This window comes from Streptomyces sp. NPDC001410 (genome assembly GCF_042895235.1).
Lineage (GTDB): Bacteria > Actinomycetota > Actinomycetes > Streptomycetales > Streptomycetaceae > Streptomyces.
This window is the reverse complement of sequence record NZ_JBIAWE010000008.1, coordinates 1-16,418: the sequence shown is the minus strand read 5'-3', so window position 1 is coordinate 16,418 and position 16,418 is coordinate 1. Positions and strand designations below refer to the sequence as shown.

Genomic DNA, 16,418 nt, shown 5'->3' with positions numbered 1-16,418 from the left:
GATGCGCAACGAGGGACTGGGGTCGTGGCCCGCACGCCGGGCCCGCAAGACCCCGCACCGCACAGCGCTGGTACACGGTGACCGGTCGACCGACTACCGCACACTGCACACCCGCACCACCCGGCTGGCCCGAGCCCTGCGCGCCCGGGGCGTCCGCCGCGGCGACCGCGTCGCCTACCTCGGACCCAACCACCCCGCCTACTTGGAGACCCTGTTCGCGGCCGGCCTGCTCGGCGCCGTCTTCGTCCCGCTCAACACCCGCCTCGCCGGTCCCGAACTCGCCTACCAGCTGGCCGACTCCGGCGCCCGGGTCCTCGTCCACGCCCCCGCCCGCACCGCACTGCCCGACGCCCCCGAGGTGCGGTCGTACGTCGAAGTGGGGGCCGCGTACGAGGAGTTGCTGGCGTCGGCGGACGACGAACTGATCGACGAACCGGTCACTCCCGACGACACCTGCATCATCATGTACACCTCGGGGACGACCGGCCGGCCCAAGGGGGCGATGCTCACCCACGGCAACCTCACCTGGAACGCGATCAACGTCCTGGTGGACACCGACCTGACCGCCGACGAACGCGCCCTGGTCTCGGCCCCGCTGTTCCACACGGCCGGCCTGAACATGCTGACCCTGCCGGTCCTGCTGAAGGGCGGCACCTGCGTCCTGGTGGAGTCCTTCGACCCCGAGGCCACCTTCGACCTGGTCGAACGGCACCGGATCACCTTCATGTTCGGCGTGCCGACCATGTTCGACCAGATCGCCCGGCACCCCCGCTGGCCCGCCGCCGACCTGTCCTCGCTCAGGATCCTCACCTGCGGCGGCTCACCCGTCCCGACACCGCTCATCGCCGCCTACCAGGAACGCGGCCTGACCTTCCTGCAGGGCTACGGCATGACCGAGGCCGCGCCCGGCACCCTGTTCCTGGACGCCGAGCACGCGGTGAGCAAGGCCGGCTCGGCGGGCGTACCGCACTTCTTCAGCGACGTCCGGGTCGTGCGGCCAGACCTCACGCCGGTGGACGTGGGCGAGACCGGCGAGGTCGTCGTGCGCGGGCCGCACGTCATGTCCGGCTACTGGGGACTGCCCGAGGAGTCGGCCGCCTCCTTCGCCGACGGCTGGTTCCGCAGCGGGGACGCGGCCCGTGTCGACGCCGACGGCTACGTGTACATCGTCGACCGCATGAAGGACATGATCATCTCGGGCGGGGAGAACGTCTACCCCGCCGAGATCGAGGACCTGCTGCTCGCCCACCCCGGCATCGCCGAGTGCGCGGTCATCGGTGTCCCGGACGACACATGGGGCGAGGTGCCCCGCGCGGTCGTCGTGCCCGAGGCAGGCGTGGATCTCGACCCGGACGAGGTGCTGGCCTCGCTGGCCGGCCGGCTCGCCAAGTACAAGATCCCCAAGTCGCTGGTGGTCGCGGACGAACTCCCGCGCACCGCCTCCGGAAAGCTCCTCAAGTCCCGGGTGCGCAAGCACTTCGGTCACCGACTCCCGTAAGGAAAAAGGCACCTCATGAGCGTCACCGTCAACGGTCTGGACGAGCTGAAGAAGCTGGCCGGCAGCGACCTCGGCACCAGCGAGTGGATCGAGGTCACCCAGGAACGCATCGACACCTTCGCCGACGCCACCGGCGACCACCAGTGGATCCATGTGGACCCCGAACGCGCCAAGGAGGGCCCGTTCGGCGCCCCGATCGCCCACGGCTACCTCACCCTCTCCCTGTTCATCCCGCTCTTCACCGAGCTGCTGGACGTCCAGGGCGTGACCACGAAGGTCAACTACGGGCTGAACAAGGTGCGTTTCCCCGCCCCGGTGGAGGTGGGCTCACGCATCCGGCTCGCCGCGCGGCTCGCCTCCGTCGATGAGGTACCGGGCGGGGTGCAGATCGCCGTCGACGGCACGATGGAGATCGACGGCGGCGGGAAGCCCGCCGCCGTCCTGCAGAGTCTCTCCCGCTTCTACGCGTGAGCGGCTACTGCTGCCGGTAGGCGTACACGGTCGTCGCGACCGCGCACACGCCCGGCGGGATCACCTCGGCTCGCAGCGTGCCGCTGCCAGGGTCGTAGTCGACGCCCTCCGCCTCGAACGTGCCGGTGCACACGCTCTTCTGCGGCAGACCGAACAGGCTCGTCACCGTGCCGGTGACGGGCTTGCCGTCCAGCGGGTGCGGCAGGTCGACCTGCAGCAGCGGCCTGCTCTGCGGGAAGAGCGCGCCGGAGGCGTCGTCCGAGGCGCACACCAGCCGGGTGGCGGTGACGAAGTCACAGCCCTGGATGTCCCGCACCGGCCTGTCCAGGCTGATCTGCCCGGCCTGCGCCAGCGACCCGCCGGTGGCCGGAGTGGCCGGGTTGAGCAGGGGCGCCGGGAACACCTGGAGCCGGTTCTGGTCGCCCCACTCGCCCGACACCAGCCACTGGCCGTCGGGCGAGACGGTGGCGAAGGAGTTGTTCACCTTCTCGCCCGGATCCAGCTGGTGCACGTAGTCGTACCGCTTCCCGGACGGCGTGGTGACCGCGTACATCTTCGACGTGGCCGTGTCGGCGCCCTGGTAGGCGTCGAAGACGTAGCCGCGCGTGATGTCCGGGTCGCCCACGTGGTTCCAGCCCTTGATCCGCAGGTCCAGCGGGATGTCCAGCAGACCGCGGTGCAGCAGCGAACCGCCCGCCCGGCTCGCGAGCCCCTGACCGCCGCCGAGGGTGTCGGTGTACGACGTCCCGGCCTGCGCCCACTGGGGTCCCTCGGCGGCGGAGGCGCTCGGGGCGCCCAGGGCGAGGGCGCCCAATAAGGCGGTGAGGGTGAGGAGATGGCGTCTCATCAGACTCCAGCCACGTCGACGAAGATGGGGTTGGAATAGAACCACGTATCGGCCCACGGGTCACCGTTTCCGGGTTCGTGGGTGATCGGACGGTGCGGGTCGATCGCCGCGCCGAGGTATCCGGCGCCGTGCCGGTTGCCGTCGCTGCCGCGCAGGCGCACATAGAAGGACTCGTCGCCCGCGGTCAGCGGGATGTGCAGGGTGTACGTGCCGTTGCGGCCGCTGACGTCCTTGCTCTGGACGACCTTGGTGTCGGGCGCCTGCCGGCTGTCGCGGTCGGCGGCCGGGCCGCGCACCGCGCCCCGGACCACGTCCACGTGCGCCAACCGGGGCAGGATTCCCTGAGGGTTGGCCCGGGAGGCGGTGGTCACCGTCACCTACAGCGTGAAGGGAGAGGAAGCGTGGGGGGAGTCAGAGAACGCGCAGGGTCCAGCTCCAGCGGTGGACCCCGGCGGGAACGAGGTAGGAGGCGGTGGTGACGGGACCGCAGGACACGGTGCCGAGGCCCTGGTGCGCGGCGTCCAGGTGCACCACGCAGCCCGGGCGCGGCATCAGCTCGTCATGGTGGGCGGCGGGAGAGGTCGGGTCCGCGGCGCGATGGCGCGTCACGGACACCTGCCGCGGCTCGTCCAGGTCGACCGCGAGCCCGGTGGCGTCCAGCGCCGACAGCGTGAACCGCCGTACGCCATGCCGGCCGCCGCTCTCCTGCGGGCGCAGATACGGCTTGAATGCTCGGATGCCGCCCTCGACCGGCGTGAACTCCTGCCGGTGCCGTACGACACCGGCCGTCCCCGCGCACTCGGCGAGCACGGTCACCGTCCCGCCCTCGCGGCGCACCGAGACGACCTTGCGGACCAACGCGTCCAGACCCCAGGTGCGCCAGCGGCGGGCGACGCCGCCCAGCTCGTCGTTGTCGGTCGGCGCCCGCCACAGGGACAGCACCGGCGCGGCCGTCAGCAGCGGATGCGCCAGCAGCCCGTCGTCGTCCACCTGCACCGGCGGCCCGGCCACGGCCGGCCGCGGCTCCGCTACGGCGGCCGCCCGCAGCCGTATCTGCGGTGCGCACACCTCCGTGCCGCGTGGCGCCCACGGCTCGTCCTCGGCGGTCGTCACGCGCAGCGTCAGCCACGCCTCGCCGCCGTCCCGGGGCAGTGCGAAGGGCAGCGGCACGGCGGCCGTCTCGCCGGGCCGCAGGTCGGGCAGCTCGGCCGGCGCGGTCAGGACGCGGCCGTCGGCCAGGGACAGCTCCCAGGCCGCCGCCAGCCAGTTCAGGCCGCGGAAGTGCTGATGGTTGGCGAGGACGATCCCCTCGTGCCGGTAGCACCGGATGCGGACCGGGGCCGCCGGCTCACGGTGCTCGTACATCACGGGCTTGGGCGTGCGGTCCGGGAAGACGACCCCGTCGGCGATGAAGGCACCGTCGTGGAGGGTCTCGCCGAAGTCGCCGCCGTACGCCCAGCGATGGCCGGGCGCGGCGACACCGTTGTCATGGAGCCCGGCGCCCGCGCGCCCGGCCGGTCTTCCATCGCTCACGCGCTGCAGAATTCCGTGGTCCCAGAACTCCCAGATGAAGCCGCCCTGAAGACCCGGCGTTGACTCGATGGCCGCCCAAATTCGGTGCACGGAATCGTGCGCCGCTGCGGGGGATCGGTCAATATCCGAGCAGAAGTGAGCATGGATTTGATTGAATATGACGAGTAGTGTTCATGGCGTGCTGGCAGAACGACGACACCAACTCATCCTGCGGGCCCTGCGCTCCGGTGGCCCCGCGGCCGTGACCGACCTCTCCGAACAGCTGGGCGTCAGCCCCGCCACGATCAGGCGCGACCTGGTCAAACTGGAGGAGGACGGCCTGCTCACCCGGGTCCACGGCGGCGCGGTCGCGGAAGAGGGCGACCAGCCCTTCGCCGAGGTCGCCGAGGTGCGCGTGGCCGAGAAGGACGCCATAGCGGCGCGCGCGGCGGCGATGGTCGAGGACGGCCAGTCGGTGCTGCTCGACATCGGCACCACCGCCTACCGGCTCGCCCGCCGGCTGCACGGCCGCCGGCTCACCGTGATCACCAGCAACCTGGTGGTCTACGAGGAACTGGCCGACGACGAGGGCATCGAACTGGTGCTGCTCGGCGGCATGGTCCGGCGCGAGTACCGCTCCCTGGTCGGCTTCCTCACCGAGGACAACCTGCGCCAACTGCACGCCGACTGGCTCTTCCTCGGCACCAGCGGAGTGCGCCCGGGCGGGCAGGTGATGGACACGACGGTCGTCGAGGTGCCGGTCAAGCGCGCCATGATCAAGGCCGGCGACCGGGTCGTGCTGCTCGCCGACGCGGCGAAGTTCCCGGGTACGGGGATGGCGAGGGTCTGCGGTCCCGAGGACCTGGACGTGGTGGTGACGAACGCGCCGGTCGACCCGGTGACCCGCTCCGCACTGGAGGAGGCGGGCGTCGAAGTGGTCCTGGTGGGAAGGGTGCAGAGGTGAAGCTGACGATTCTGGGCGGCGGCGGATTCCGGGTGCCGCTCGTGTACGGGGCGCTGCTGACGGACCGCGCCGAGGGCCGGGTCACCGAGGTGGTCCTGCACGATCTGGACGACAGCAGGCTGTACGCGGTCGCCCGGGTGCTGGAGGAACAGGCGTCGGGCGACGCCGACGCCCCCCGCGTGACCGCGACCACCGACCTCGACGAGGCCCTGCGCGGCGCCGACTTCGTCTTCTCCGCGATCCGCGTCGGCGGCCTTGCGGGCAGGGCGAACGACGAGCGGGTGGCCCTCGCGGAGGGCGTCCTCGGCCAGGAGACGGTCGGCGCGGGCGGGATCGCCTACGGCCTGCGGACGGTCCCGGTCGCCGTCGACATCGCGCGCAGGGTGGCCCGCCTGGCACCCGACGCCTGGGTCATCAACTTCACCAACCCGGCCGGACTGGTCACCGAGGCCATGTCCCGCCACCTCGGCGACCGGGTCATCGGCATCTGTGACTCACCGGTCGGCCTCGGCCGCCGTATCGCCCGGGTCCTGGGCGCGAACCCGAACGAGGCGTGGATCGACTACGTCGGCCTCAACCACCTCGGCTGGGTACGCGGCCTGCGCATCGCGGGCCGCGACGAACTCCCGCGCCTGTTCGCCGACCCCGGCCTGCTCGGCTCCTTCGAGGAGGGCAAGCTCTTCGGCGCCGACTGGCTGCGGTCCCTCGGCGCGATCCCCAACGAGTACCTGCACTACTACTACTTCAACCGCGAGGCCGTACGCGCCTACCAGCAGGCAGAGCAGACCCGCGGTGCCTTCCTGCGCGACCAGCAGGCGCGGTTCTACGCTCAGGCCCGGCGCGCGGACGTCTCCGCCCTCGACGCCTGGGACCGCACCCGCGCCGAACGCGAGGCGACCTACATGGCCGAGGCCCGGGAGACGGCCGGCGCCGGCGAGCGCGACGCCGACGACCTCTCCGGCGGCTACGAGAAGGTGGCCCTAGCCCTGATGCGGGCCATCGCCCGGGACGAGCGCACCACCCTGATCCTCAACGTCCGCAACCAGGGCACCCTGTCGGTCCTCGACCCGGACGCCGTCATCGAGGTGCCGTGCCTGGTCGACGCCAACGGGGCCCATCCGGTCGCGGTCGATCCGCTGCCGGGTCACGCCACCGGCCTGGTGTGCGCGGTCAAGGCGGTCGAGCGCGAGGTGCTCGCCGCCGCCGAGTCGGGTTCGCGCGCCACGGCCGTGAAGGCCTTCGCGCTGCACCCGTTGGTCGACTCCGTGAACGTGGCCCGCAGGCTGGTCGAGGGCTACACCCAGGTCCATCCGGGCCTGGCGTATCTTGAGTAAGCGCTTTCCCTCCTCGCTCCCTGGAGACTTCCATGCACGATGAACGCCGCCGGATCGAGGAGCGCGTGGAGCGACTCCACCAGCAGCGCATCAAGCCCGCGATCCACGCGGCCACCGTCCCCTTCGAGGTGGAGTCCTGGCAGGTCCCGGGAGAGCCGGTCTCCTTCGACGAGGCCGCGGCCGCACCGTACGAGCCCTTCGCGATGGACACCCCGTGGGGACCGCCCTGGGGCACGACCTGGTTCCGGATGCGCGGCCGGGTGCCCGCCGAGTTCGCGGGCCGGCGCGTCGAGGCTGTCATCGACCTCGGCTTCGTGGGCGACTGGCCCGGCAACCAGGCCGAGGCGCTGGTGCACCTGACCAACGGGACGCCGCTGAAGGCCGTCAATCCGCTCAACCAGTACGTGCCGATCGCCAACCCGGCGGCGGGCGGTGAGGCGGTGGACTACCTGGTCGAGGCCGCCTCGAACCCGGACATCCTCGCGAACGACTTCGCGGGCCCGACCCCGCTCGGCGATGTACTGACGGCGGGCGACCGTCCCCTGTACACCTTCCGCCGCGCCGACATCGCCGTCCTCGACGAGGAGGTCTGGCACCTCGACCTCGACATCCAGGTGCTGCGCGAACTGATGCTGCAGCTGGGCGAGCACGACCCGCGCCGGCACGAGATCATGCACGCCCTCGACAAGGCCATGGACCTCCTCGACCTGGACGACGTCTCCGGCTCGGCGGCCGCCGTGCGCGAGGCGCTGAAGCCGGCCTTGTCCAAGCCCGCGAACGCCAGCGCGCACCGCATCTCCGGCGTCGGTCACGCCCACATCGACTCGGCCTGGCTGTGGCCGATCCGCGAGACCAAGCGCAAGACGTCCCGCACCTTCTCCAACGTGACCTCCCTGGCCGACGAGTACGAGGAGTTCGTCTTCGCCTGCTCGCAGGCCCAGCAGTACGAGTGGGTGCGCGACAACTACCCGCAGGTGTGGGCCCGTATCCAGGAGTCCGTCAAGAAGGGCCAGTGGGCGCCGGTCGGCGGCATGTGGGTGGAGGCCGACGGCAACCTGCCCGGCGGCGAGGCCCTCGCCCGCCAGCTCGTCCACGGCAAGCGCTTCTTCATCGAGCACTTCGGCGTCGAGACCAAGGGCGTGTGGCTGCCCGACTCCTTCGGCTACACCGCCGCCTACCCGCAGCTGGCCAGGCTCGCGGGCAACGACTGGTTCCTGACCCAGAAGATCTCCTGGAACCAGACCAACAAGTTCCCCCACCACACCTTCTGGTGGGAGGGCATCGACGGCACCCGCATCTTCACCCACTTCCCGCCCATCGACACCTACAACGCCCGCTTCAGCGGCGAGGAGATGGCCCGCGCGGTCCGCAACTACAGCGAGAAGGGCGGCGCCACCCGCTCCCTGGCCCCCTTCGGCTGGGGCGACGGCGGTGGCGGCCCCACCCGCGAGATCATGGAGCGGGCCCGGCGGCTGAGGGACCTGGAGGGCTCCCCGAAGGTCGAGATCGAACACCCCGACGCGTTCTTCGCGAAGGCCCGCGCGGAGTACCCGGACGCCCCGGTCTGGGTCGGCGAGCTGTACCTGGAGCTGCACCGCGCCACCTACACCTCCCAGGCCCGCACCAAGCAGGGCAACCGGCGCAGCGAACACCGGCTGCGCGAGGCCGAGTTGTGGGCGACGACGGCCGCGCTGCACGCGCCGGACTACACCTACCCCTACGAGAAGCTCGACCGGCTCTGGAAGACGGTCCTGCTGCACCAGTTCCACGACATCCTGCCCGGCTCGTCCATCGCCTGGGTGCACCGCGAGGCGGAGGCCGAGTACGCCCGCGTGGCGGGGGAGCTGGAGGAGCTGACCGCCGAGGCGGTGGCCGCGCTGGGCACCGGCGGGACACGTGTGTTCAACACCAGCCCGTACGACCGTGCCGAGGTGGTCCGCAAGTCCGGGGGTGCACCGGCGTACGTGCGCGTGCCCGCGAACGGCAGCGCGCCCCTCGCGGACGCGGAGCCCCCGCAGCCGGTCAGGGTCAGCGGCAGCGTCCTCGACAACGGCCTGGTCCGGGTAGCGGTGGCAGAAGACGGAACGCTGTCGTCCGTGTACGACCTGCGGGCGGACCGCGAGGTCCTCGCCGAGCCGGGCAACCTCCTGCGCCTCCACACCGACCTGCCCAACTACTGGGACGCCTGGGACATCGACAAGCACTACAAGAACCGGTACACGGACCTCCTGGACGCCGACTCCGTCACCGTGGTCGAGGAGGACCCGCTCGTGGGCGCGATCCGCGTCACGCGCTCCTTCGGCAAGGGCTCGAAGATCACCCAGACCCTCACCGTGCGCGCGGGCAGCCCCCGGATCGACATCGAGACGGACATCGACTGGCACGAGACCGAGAAGATCCTCAAGGCCGCCTTCCCGGTGGACATCCGTGCCCCGCACTCCTCGGCCGAGATCCAGTTCGGCCACGTCCAGCGCCCCACCCACACCAACACCAGCTGGGAGGCGGCCCGTTTCGAGGTCTCCGGTCACCGCTGGGTCCACATCGCCGAGCCCGGCTACGGTGTCGCGGTCCTCAACGACTCGACCTACGGCCACGACGTCTCCCGCACGGTCCGCGAGGCGAGCGAAGCGAGATGGGGGTCCCCCCGGCCGGGGGCTGGGGGAGGTACGACCACGACGGTCCGCCTGAGCCTGGTGCGCGCCCCGCGGGTCCCGGACCCGGGTGCCGACCAGGGCCGGCACCGCTTCACCTACTCCCTGCTGCCCGGCGCGGACATCGCGGACGCGGTCGCCGAGGGCTACGCGCTCAACCTCCCGCTGCGGGTGACGGACGCGGCGGGCGCGCCGGAGCCGGTCGTCTCGGTGGCCGGCGAGGGCGTGACGGTCGAGGCGGTCAAGCTCGCCGACGACCGCTCCGGTGACGTCGTCGTACGACTCTACGAGTCCCGGGGCGGGCGGGCGAGCGGGGCGCTGCGCACCGGATTCCCGCTCGCGGGCGCCCAGGTCACCGACCTGCTGGAGCGGCCCCTGGAGGACGCCGCCGTGCGGGACGACGGCGGGGTGTCCGTCGCGCTGCGGCCCTTCCAGATCCTGACCCTGCGGCTGCGGCGCGCCGAGGTGGGCTGACCCATGGCCGTACAACCCTGGTTCACCGACGCCAAGTTGGGGATCTTCGTCCACGGGGGCATCTACGCCCTCGACGGTGTCCAGGAGTCCTGGTCGTTCCACGACGACATCGTGCCGTACGACCGGTACATGTCCCAGCTCGGCCGGTTCACCGCCGCGCGCTACGAACCACGCGACTGGGCGGCCCTGTTCGCCCGCGCCGGTGCCCGGTACGCCGTGCTGACCAGCCGGCACCACGACGGCGTCGCCCTGTGGGACACCGCGCACGGCGACCTCGGCCTGGGCCGCGACCTCATCGGACCGTACGCCGAGGTCCTGGCGAGGAGCAGTGGCGCATCCCCGAACTCGCCGCGCTGATCCGCTCGTACACGCCGGACGTCGTCTTCAACGCCCGCATGCTCGGCGAGGGCGACTACGCCACGCCCGAGCAGGGCGCCCCGGTGGTTCCGCCGGAAGGCCCCTGGGAGCTGTGCCTGACGGTCAACGACTCCTGGGGCTTCCAACACCACGACCACAACCACAAGTCGGTCGACCAGCTCATCCGGTACTTCACGGAGACCATCGGCGGCGGGGGCAACCTGCTGCTGGACGTCGGCCCGCGGGAGGACCGGACGATCCCGGCCGAGCAGGCCGAACGGCTGGAGGGGCTGGGCGACTGGATCCGCAGACACGCGGAGGCGGTGTACGGGACCGTGCGGGGGCTGCCCGCCGGGCACCACTACGGCCCGAACACCCTGTCCAAGGACCGCCGCACCCTGTACCTGGTGCTGTTCGACGCCCCGCGCGCCGAGATCAACGTACGCGGGCTGCTGGGCAAGGTGCGCCGGGTCAGCGCGCTCGGCAGCGGCAGGGAGCCGGCCCACCGGCGGTCTGCACGAGACGCCCGGGGTGCTGTGGATCGAGTCGCCCGCGCCGGCCGACCTGGACCCGCATGCCACGGTGCTCGCGGTGGAACTGGACGGCGAGCTGGAACTCTACCGGGGAGCGGGCCGCTTCTGACGGTGGCGCACCCGCTGTCGCCCCGGGACATGTGCATCGGGTCGGCCGGTCGCTCCCCGTGACCGCGACCGACCGACCCGATCCCCCGTTGGTGCTTCCCCCGTTCCCCCCGTTTGTGCTTCCCCCGTTGATCCCCCGTGTTTCCCGTTCCTGATATAGAGAGCGGCCAGGTCGCCACCTGATACACCCCGGGCGGAAAAAAATCCCCCGGCTCGGGAGCCGGGGGATTCCGGTCGTGCCGGTGCCGTGCTCAGCCGGTGAACCCGGCCGTGATCGAGGTGAACTGCCAGGTGTTCTGGCTGATGCCGGAGCAGTTGCTCACCACGCCACCGCCGGGGCACGGCCGGTCGCGGTTGACCGACCAGTAGGCGAGCCGGGCGATGTGGTGCGAGTTCGCCCAGTCGCGGATCTGGGTCCAGATCGCCGGGGTGGTGTTCTCCTGCTGGTCGGACAGGCCGTTCATGCCGGAGATGCCGATGTGGGAGTAGGCGGTCGCGTCGTCCCAGCCGAAGGTGGACTTCAGCTTGTTCTTCAGCCCCTCGGCCGCGCCCACCGTGTTGCCGTACATGTCGGAGCCGCCGCCGAAGTCGAACGGCATGATGGTGAAGACGTCGATGTTGGCGCCGAGCGACTGCGCCTGCTCGATGAGCCGGTTGCCGTAGTAGGTCGGGCCGGTGGTCGAGGTGCCGAAGGTGACGATGGTCTTCAGGCCGGGGTTGTTGGCCTTGACCGTCTTCAGGGCGGTGAGGATCTTCGCCTGGACGGCCTCGTTCTCGAACTCGTCCGTGTTCTCGATGTCCATGTCGATCGCCTTGAGCGAGTAGGCGTCGATCACCTTCTGGATCGCCCCGGCCAGCGCGCTGGACGAGGAGCAGTTGGCGCCCAGCTTGCTGCCCTGCCAGCCGCCGAACGACGGGACGATGTCACCGCCCGCCGAGCGGATCTGGTTGATGGCGGTCTGGTCGACACCGCCGGTCAGCGCCCGGCTGCCGTCCCAGGCCGGGGTGCAGCCGCCGGAGTCCAGCACGAACGCCATCGTGAACCACTTGATGCCGGTCGCGCTCATCACCGTGCTCGGGCTCGGCGGATCGCCCCAGCCCTCGTACAGGTACGGCGCCGCCTGCTTGAAGCCGGTACCGCCGCCGCTGCCCGCGTCCGTCGTGACGGAGACGGAGTTGGAGGCCGCGGAGGTGTTCCCGGCCGCGTCCCGCGCCTTGACCGTGAAGGTGTACGCCGTGCTCGGCGACAGCCCGCTGACCGTGGCGGACGTACCGGAGACGCTGAGCACCTGGCTGGAGCCGCTGTAGATGTCGTACGCCGTGACGCCCACGTTGTCCGAGGAGGCGTTCCACTTGAGCGACACGCTCGACGAGGTCTTGCCCGTCGAGGTGAGCCCGCTGGGCGCGGTCGGCGCCTGGGTGTCCCCGCCGCCTCCGCCGCCCGGGCCGTCCAGGCTGATGTCGTCGGCGTAGTAGGTGCCCTGCGCGTACCAGCCATGCACATAGATGGTGGCGCTGGTCTGCGACGCACCGGTCGTGAACGAGGCACTGAGCTGGCTGTACGCGGACGGGGAGGTCGTCCAGGTGGAGGCGCCGCCGTTGACGCCGAGGTACACGTACGAGCCGCGGACCCACCCGCTGAGGTTGTACGTCGTGTTCGGCTGGACCGCGACGGTCTGGCTGCACTGCGCGTTGTCGCTCGAAGTCACCGCGCCCTGCAGGGCCTTGGAGCCGCCGTGCACGGGGGAGGAGACGACCGAGCCGAGGTTGCCGGTGCAGCTCCAGGGGGAGAGGCTGCCCGACTCGAAGCCGGGGTTGGTGAGGAGGTTGGCGGCCTGAGCGGTGCCGGGGAGGGCGATGGCGCCGCCGAGCGCGAGGGCGGCGGTGCCGAGGAGGGCGAGGAGCCGACGTCTGGAACGTCTGAGTGTGTGGCGCACGCGATCTCCCTGTGGGGAATGGGGTGTTCGGGAGTGCAGGGGAGTGCGGAGGTGCGCCAACCAAGTTGGTATGGACCAATCCGGGTGTCAAGGGGATCGGGCGAGATCGGTCCAGACCGGTGTTCCGGTGTGGGAGCCCACGCGCCCGTGCCGGGCTTCAAAAACTTCCTTCGCGTCTCGCGGCGAACCTAGAGTCGGCGGCGCGAGACTGTCGATGGAGGAGACATGACGCCGCCCACCGATCGTTATGACCTGATGGATCCCGCGCTCATCAAAGACCCGTTCAGCGGATTCTCCCGGATCAGAGAGGAAAAACCGCTGGCCCGAGCCGTGCTCCCCGGTATACCGGGGACGATCTGGCTCGTCACACGTTTCGACGACGTACAGGCAGTACTGGGTGACCGACGCTTCGTCAACGATCCGGCCGGCGTACCCGGGCCAGGCGTGAAGAACCTGCGGGCCGAGGCGGTCAAGGCGGCCGGAGTGCCCGAAGACCATCTCGAATTCGTCACCCGGAACGTGGTGGACTTCGACGGGGCCGAGCACGTCAGGCTGCGCAGGCTCGTATCCCGTGCCTTCACGCCCCGCCGTATCGCCGAACTGCGGCCACGCGTCGAGGAGATCACCCGGGACCTCCTCGACGCCCTGCCCGACAAGGCGCGGAACGGAGTCGTGGACCTTGAGGAGCACTTCAACTTCCTCCTGCCGATCACCGTCATCTGCGAACTGGTCGGCGTGCCCGAGGAGGACCGCCCGAAGTGGCGTGAGTGGAGCCGGGCGCTCGTCTCGATGAAGAGCGAACGGGTCGGCGTCGCCGTCAAGGAGGCCGTCGCCCACGTCCGGACGCTCATCGAGGCCCGCCGCGCCGAGCCTCGCGAGGACCTCCTCACCGCGCTGATACGCGCCCAGGACGAGGACGGTGACCGCCTCTCCGACAACGAGATGGTCACCATGGTCCTGACCCTCGTCATGGCCGGACACGAGACCACCGCCGGACTGCTGGGCAACGGCACCGCCGCCCTGCTCACCCACCCCGACCAGCTCGCCCTCCTGCGCGACGACCCGGCCCTGGCACCCCAGGCCGTTCAGGAACTGATGCGCTGGTGCAGCCCGATCCAGGCCCCGCGCATGCGGTACGCCACCGAGGACGTCGAGTTCCACGGCGAGACGATCAGGCGCGGCGAGCCCGTCATCCCCATGATCGTCGCCGCCAACCACGATCCCCGCCGGTTCGCCGAACCGGAGCGCCTGGACATCAAACGGTCGACTGACGGACGCAAGGAGGCACACGTCGGATTCGGCCACGCCCTCCACTACTGCCTCGGAGCGGCCCTGGCGAGGGAGGAGGCCGAGGTCGCCCTCGTCGCCCTCTTCCAGCGCTTTCCCGAGCTCACCCTCGCAGTACCGCCCCAGCGCCTGCGCCGCGTACCGCTGCCGCTCACCTGGCAACTCGTCCAACTGCCCGTGCGACTCGGGGCCGTGACCTGACGCCGCTCGACGGGCTTGGCCCGAACACGCGTGGCCTGGGCCCCGACCACATGGGTGTGGTCGGGGCCCAGGCCACGTCGATCTCCGCCCCGCCCTGCTCCCCGTCTCCGTCCCGGCGTGGCTAGCCTGCCTGAGCGACCTTCTCGAACAGCTCGGCGTTGTAGAACTCGTCCACGCTGATGGCGCCCGAGAGCGTCGCGAAGTAACGGTCTGTCAGGTCCTGCTCGCCGGCGATCGCACGGAACAGGGCGAGCCGGGCCTCCGGGACGCGGAGTTCGGCCACGGTCAGGGTGCTGCGGTAGAAGTCCATGAACCGCAGGTCGAGGTCCCGGGCGTAACGTCGCAGGGCGGCGTCGAGACGCTCCCGGTCGGCCAGAGCGTCGCCGATACGGTCCACGAGAAGCTGGGCCTGGAGGAAGGCGTCCATGATGCCGCGGGCCGCGATGGAATCCTTGTGGTGGGCGGCGTCCCCGACCAGAGCCCAGCCGGGACCGGCCGCCTGACGCAGGAAGTTGAGCTGCTCACCCGTGCCGTACAGCCGCTCCGCCTGATGCGCCGCGGCCATGCGCTCGTACAGCTCCGGTGCCGTGGTCCGGACGTTCTCCGTGAACGCGGACTGGGCGTCCCTGCGTACGGAGTCGAACTCCGACTGCGGGAAGTAGGCCATGACCAGCGTGCGCTTGTCGTTCGTCGGAATGACGCCGACCCAGCGGCCCGGTCTGTCGTACAGCTCGAAGTCCGCCGGCAGTCCGTCCCAGTAGCTGTAGTACGTGCACGTCAGCGGCGCGTCCTCGACGAGCGTTCGCGCCTCCACGAGACGGGCCACGAGCGAACGCATGCCGTCCGCGCCCACCACCAGCCGGGCGCGTTCGACGTGTTCGTGTCCCTCGGCCGTCCTGTAGGCGACGCCGGTCACCCGATCGTTCTCGAAGAGAAGGCTGGTGACCTGGCAGCCCTGCCGGAGCTCCACCCCGGCGGCCACCGCACCATCGGCGAGGATGGGGTCGAGCACGAAGCGCCGGGGCGCGTATGCCGTGCGGTGGCCGTCCACCGGCAGCGAGCAGCCCTGGAGCCGCACATCACCGACGTGATAGACGACCCGGTCGATGGGCTGGACGTCGGTCGCCCGCAGGGCGTCGAGCAGTCCCCAGCGGTCGAGAAGCGCGACGCCCGGCTGGTGGATGTAGTGCGAGGAAAGCGTGTCCCTGGGGAAACGCGCCTTCTCCAGGAGGAGGACGCGATATCCGGCGCGGGCCAGCAGCATGGCCGTCGGGGCTCCCGCACACCGCGCGCCCACAACGATGACGTCGTACATGGCGAATCCCATCCTGTAACTGGTGAAGACTGCTGTGCGTGTTCCGGGCGCGATCAGTTGCGCTGTCTGCGCTCCCTGGCCACCTCGTGCAGACTGGGCCGACGGGATCTGGCGGACTGATCGGTGCGCGCCGCCAGTTGGGCCACCGTGGTGCACTCGAAGAGCGTCCGGATCGGAACCTCCACACCGAGCAGGCCGCGGATCCGGCCGACCAGCTTGATCGCCAGCAGCGAATTCCCGCCCATGGCGAAGAAGTCGTCGTCGATGCCGACCCGGCCGACTCCGAACATCTCGGCGAACAGTTCCGTGAGCGCCTTCTCCTGCGCCGAACGGGGAGCGCGGTAGGGCTTCTTGACGGGCTTGGACGTCGGTCCCCTGTCCCGCTGGGCTGCCCGCAGGTCCACCAATGCCTGGTGCTCTCCGGGCGCGGGCGTCGGAATGCCGGCAAGGGCGCGGTGAGGGCTGTCGGTCAGGTGCTTGAGGATGCGGGCACAGTGCGTGGCGATGTGTCCGGCGGTGGCGGGGTCGATGAGGTCCTGCCGGTACTGGAGAGTCAGGCGCAGGTCCGGGCTGGTGGTGGCGGTGAGGGTGAGGGGGTAGTGGGAGCCGGCGTACGGGCGGATGCCCGTGACCTCCAGGTGAGCGGCGGTTGTGGTGTCGGTGAGGGTGGTGCGGTCGATGGGGTAGGACTCGAAGGCGATGAGGGTGTCGAAGAGGGGGGTGTTGTGGCCGGTGTTCTGTTGGATGGCGGTGAGGGGGTAGTGGTGGTGGTCGAGGAGGGCGGCCTGCCGGTTCTGGAGGGTGGTGAGGAGGGCGGCGGGGGTCTGTGCGGGGGTGCAGTCGACGCGGACGGGGAGGGTGTTGATGAACATGCCCACCATCTCGTCGACCCCGGGGAGGTCGGCGGGCCGCCCGGAGACGGTGGCGCC

At 70.8% G+C, this 16,418-nt stretch carries 10 protein-coding genes and 3 pseudogenes; 7 read left to right on the top strand and 6 right to left on the bottom strand.

Translation table 11 applies throughout. From position 1 onward, the window contains the following. The first annotated feature begins 1 nt into the window (after position 1). Both menE and ACFY3C_RS18420 read left to right on the top strand, forming a co-directional pair. The gene (gene menE / locus ACFY3C_RS18425) at positions 2-1,498 is read left to right on the top strand and encodes an o-succinylbenzoate--CoA ligase (RefSeq protein WP_390771470.1); all 1,497 of its coding nucleotides are present in this window, start codon (positions 2-4) and stop codon (positions 1,496-1,498) included. Positions 1,499-1,513: 15 nt separating this feature from the next. Continuing rightward, positions 1,514-1,969 carry a MaoC family dehydratase gene (locus ACFY3C_RS18420; protein ID WP_390771469.1) on the top strand — a complete coding sequence of 152 codons (456 nt, stop codon included), beginning with the start codon at positions 1,514-1,516 and terminating at the stop codon, positions 1,967-1,969. A gap of 4 nt (positions 1,970-1,973) precedes the next feature. On the opposite strand, the gene ACFY3C_RS18415 is transcribed toward ACFY3C_RS18420, so the two are convergent. The 3 genes and pseudogenes from ACFY3C_RS18415 to ACFY3C_RS18405 form a co-directional block, all read right to left on the bottom strand. Beyond that, on the bottom strand, positions 1,974-2,816 hold the full coding sequence (locus ACFY3C_RS18415; protein ID WP_390771468.1) for a hypothetical protein: 843 nt from the start codon (positions 2,814-2,816) through the stop codon (positions 1,974-1,976). Further along, positions 2,816-3,193: pseudogene (locus tag ACFY3C_RS18410) on the bottom strand (histidinol-phosphatase); the annotation flags it as partial. The gene ACFY3C_RS18415 and the pseudogene ACFY3C_RS18410, both read right to left, overlap by 1 nt. A 34-nt stretch (positions 3,194-3,227) precedes the next feature. After that, a pseudogene (locus tag ACFY3C_RS18405) lies at positions 3,228-4,427 on the bottom strand (beta-galactosidase domain 4-containing protein); the annotation flags it as partial. Between the two features lie 100 nt (positions 4,428-4,527). Here ACFY3C_RS18405 and ACFY3C_RS18400 point away from each other — a divergent pair. The 4 genes and pseudogenes from ACFY3C_RS18400 to ACFY3C_RS18385 all read left to right on the top strand — a co-directional run bounded on the left by ACFY3C_RS18400 (position 4,528) and on the right by ACFY3C_RS18385 (position 10,750). After that, positions 4,528-5,292: a DeoR/GlpR family DNA-binding transcription regulator gene (locus tag ACFY3C_RS18400; protein ID WP_390771467.1), complete on the top strand. Its 765-nt coding sequence runs from the start codon at positions 4,528-4,530 to the stop codon at positions 5,290-5,292. Beyond that, complete coding sequence (locus ACFY3C_RS18395; protein WP_390771466.1) at positions 5,289-6,626, top strand: 6-phospho-beta-glucosidase; 1,338 nt, start codon at positions 5,289-5,291, stop codon at positions 6,624-6,626. The genes ACFY3C_RS18400 and ACFY3C_RS18395 overlap by 4 nt, the downstream gene beginning before the upstream one ends. 32 nt (positions 6,627-6,658) lie before the next feature. Continuing rightward, a complete protein-coding gene (locus tag ACFY3C_RS18390; protein ID WP_390771465.1) occupies positions 6,659-9,751 on the top strand; it encodes an alpha-mannosidase in 3,093 nt (1,030 codons plus the stop codon). Between the two features lie 3 nt (positions 9,752-9,754). Beyond that, positions 9,755-10,750, top strand: a pseudogene (locus ACFY3C_RS18385) (alpha-L-fucosidase). Between the two features lie 250 nt (positions 10,751-11,000). On the opposite strand, the gene ACFY3C_RS18380 reads toward ACFY3C_RS18385, so the two are convergent. Further along, on the bottom strand, positions 11,001-12,686 hold the full coding sequence (locus ACFY3C_RS18380; RefSeq protein WP_390771464.1) for a carbohydrate binding domain-containing protein: 1,686 nt from the start codon (positions 12,684-12,686) through the stop codon (positions 11,001-11,003). Positions 12,687-12,911: 225 nt separating this feature from the next. On the opposite strand from ACFY3C_RS18380, the gene ACFY3C_RS18375 reads away from it, so the two are divergent. Beyond that, positions 12,912-14,174: a cytochrome P450 gene (locus ACFY3C_RS18375; protein WP_390771463.1), complete on the top strand. Its 1,263-nt coding sequence runs from the start codon at positions 12,912-12,914 to the stop codon at positions 14,172-14,174. Positions 14,175-14,295: 121 nt separating this feature from the next. On the opposite strand, the gene ACFY3C_RS18370 is transcribed toward ACFY3C_RS18375, so the two are convergent. Continuing rightward, positions 14,296-15,489, bottom strand: coding sequence for an NAD(P)/FAD-dependent oxidoreductase (locus ACFY3C_RS18370; RefSeq protein WP_386581434.1), 1,194 nt, complete (start codon positions 15,487-15,489; stop codon positions 14,296-14,298). Positions 15,490-15,542: 53 nt separating this feature from the next. Continuing rightward, the coding region (locus tag ACFY3C_RS18365; protein WP_390771462.1) for a condensation domain-containing protein at positions 15,543-16,418 on the bottom strand (876 nt) is incomplete at its 5' end.

Bases quoted from the DNA above. Each gene is read 5' to 3' on its own strand.
- menE (WP_390771470.1), top strand. From the start codon at position 2: ATGCGCAACGAGGGACTGGGGTCGTGGCCCGCACGCCGGGCCCGCAAG.
- ACFY3C_RS18420 (WP_390771469.1), top strand. From the start codon at position 1,514: ATGAGCGTCACCGTCAACGGTCTGGACGAGCTGAAGAAGCTGGCCGGC.
- ACFY3C_RS18415 (WP_390771468.1), bottom strand. From the start codon at position 2,816: ATGAGACGCCATCTCCTCACCCTCACCGCCTTATTGGGCGCCCTCGCC.
- ACFY3C_RS18390 (WP_390771465.1), top strand. From the start codon at position 6,659: ATGCACGATGAACGCCGCCGGATCGAGGAGCGCGTGGAGCGACTCCAC.
- ACFY3C_RS18375 (WP_390771463.1), top strand. From the start codon at position 12,912: ATGACGCCGCCCACCGATCGTTATGACCTGATGGATCCCGCGCTCATC.
- ACFY3C_RS18370 (WP_386581434.1), bottom strand. From the start codon at position 15,489: ATGTACGACGTCATCGTTGTGGGCGCGCGGTGTGCGGGAGCCCCGACG.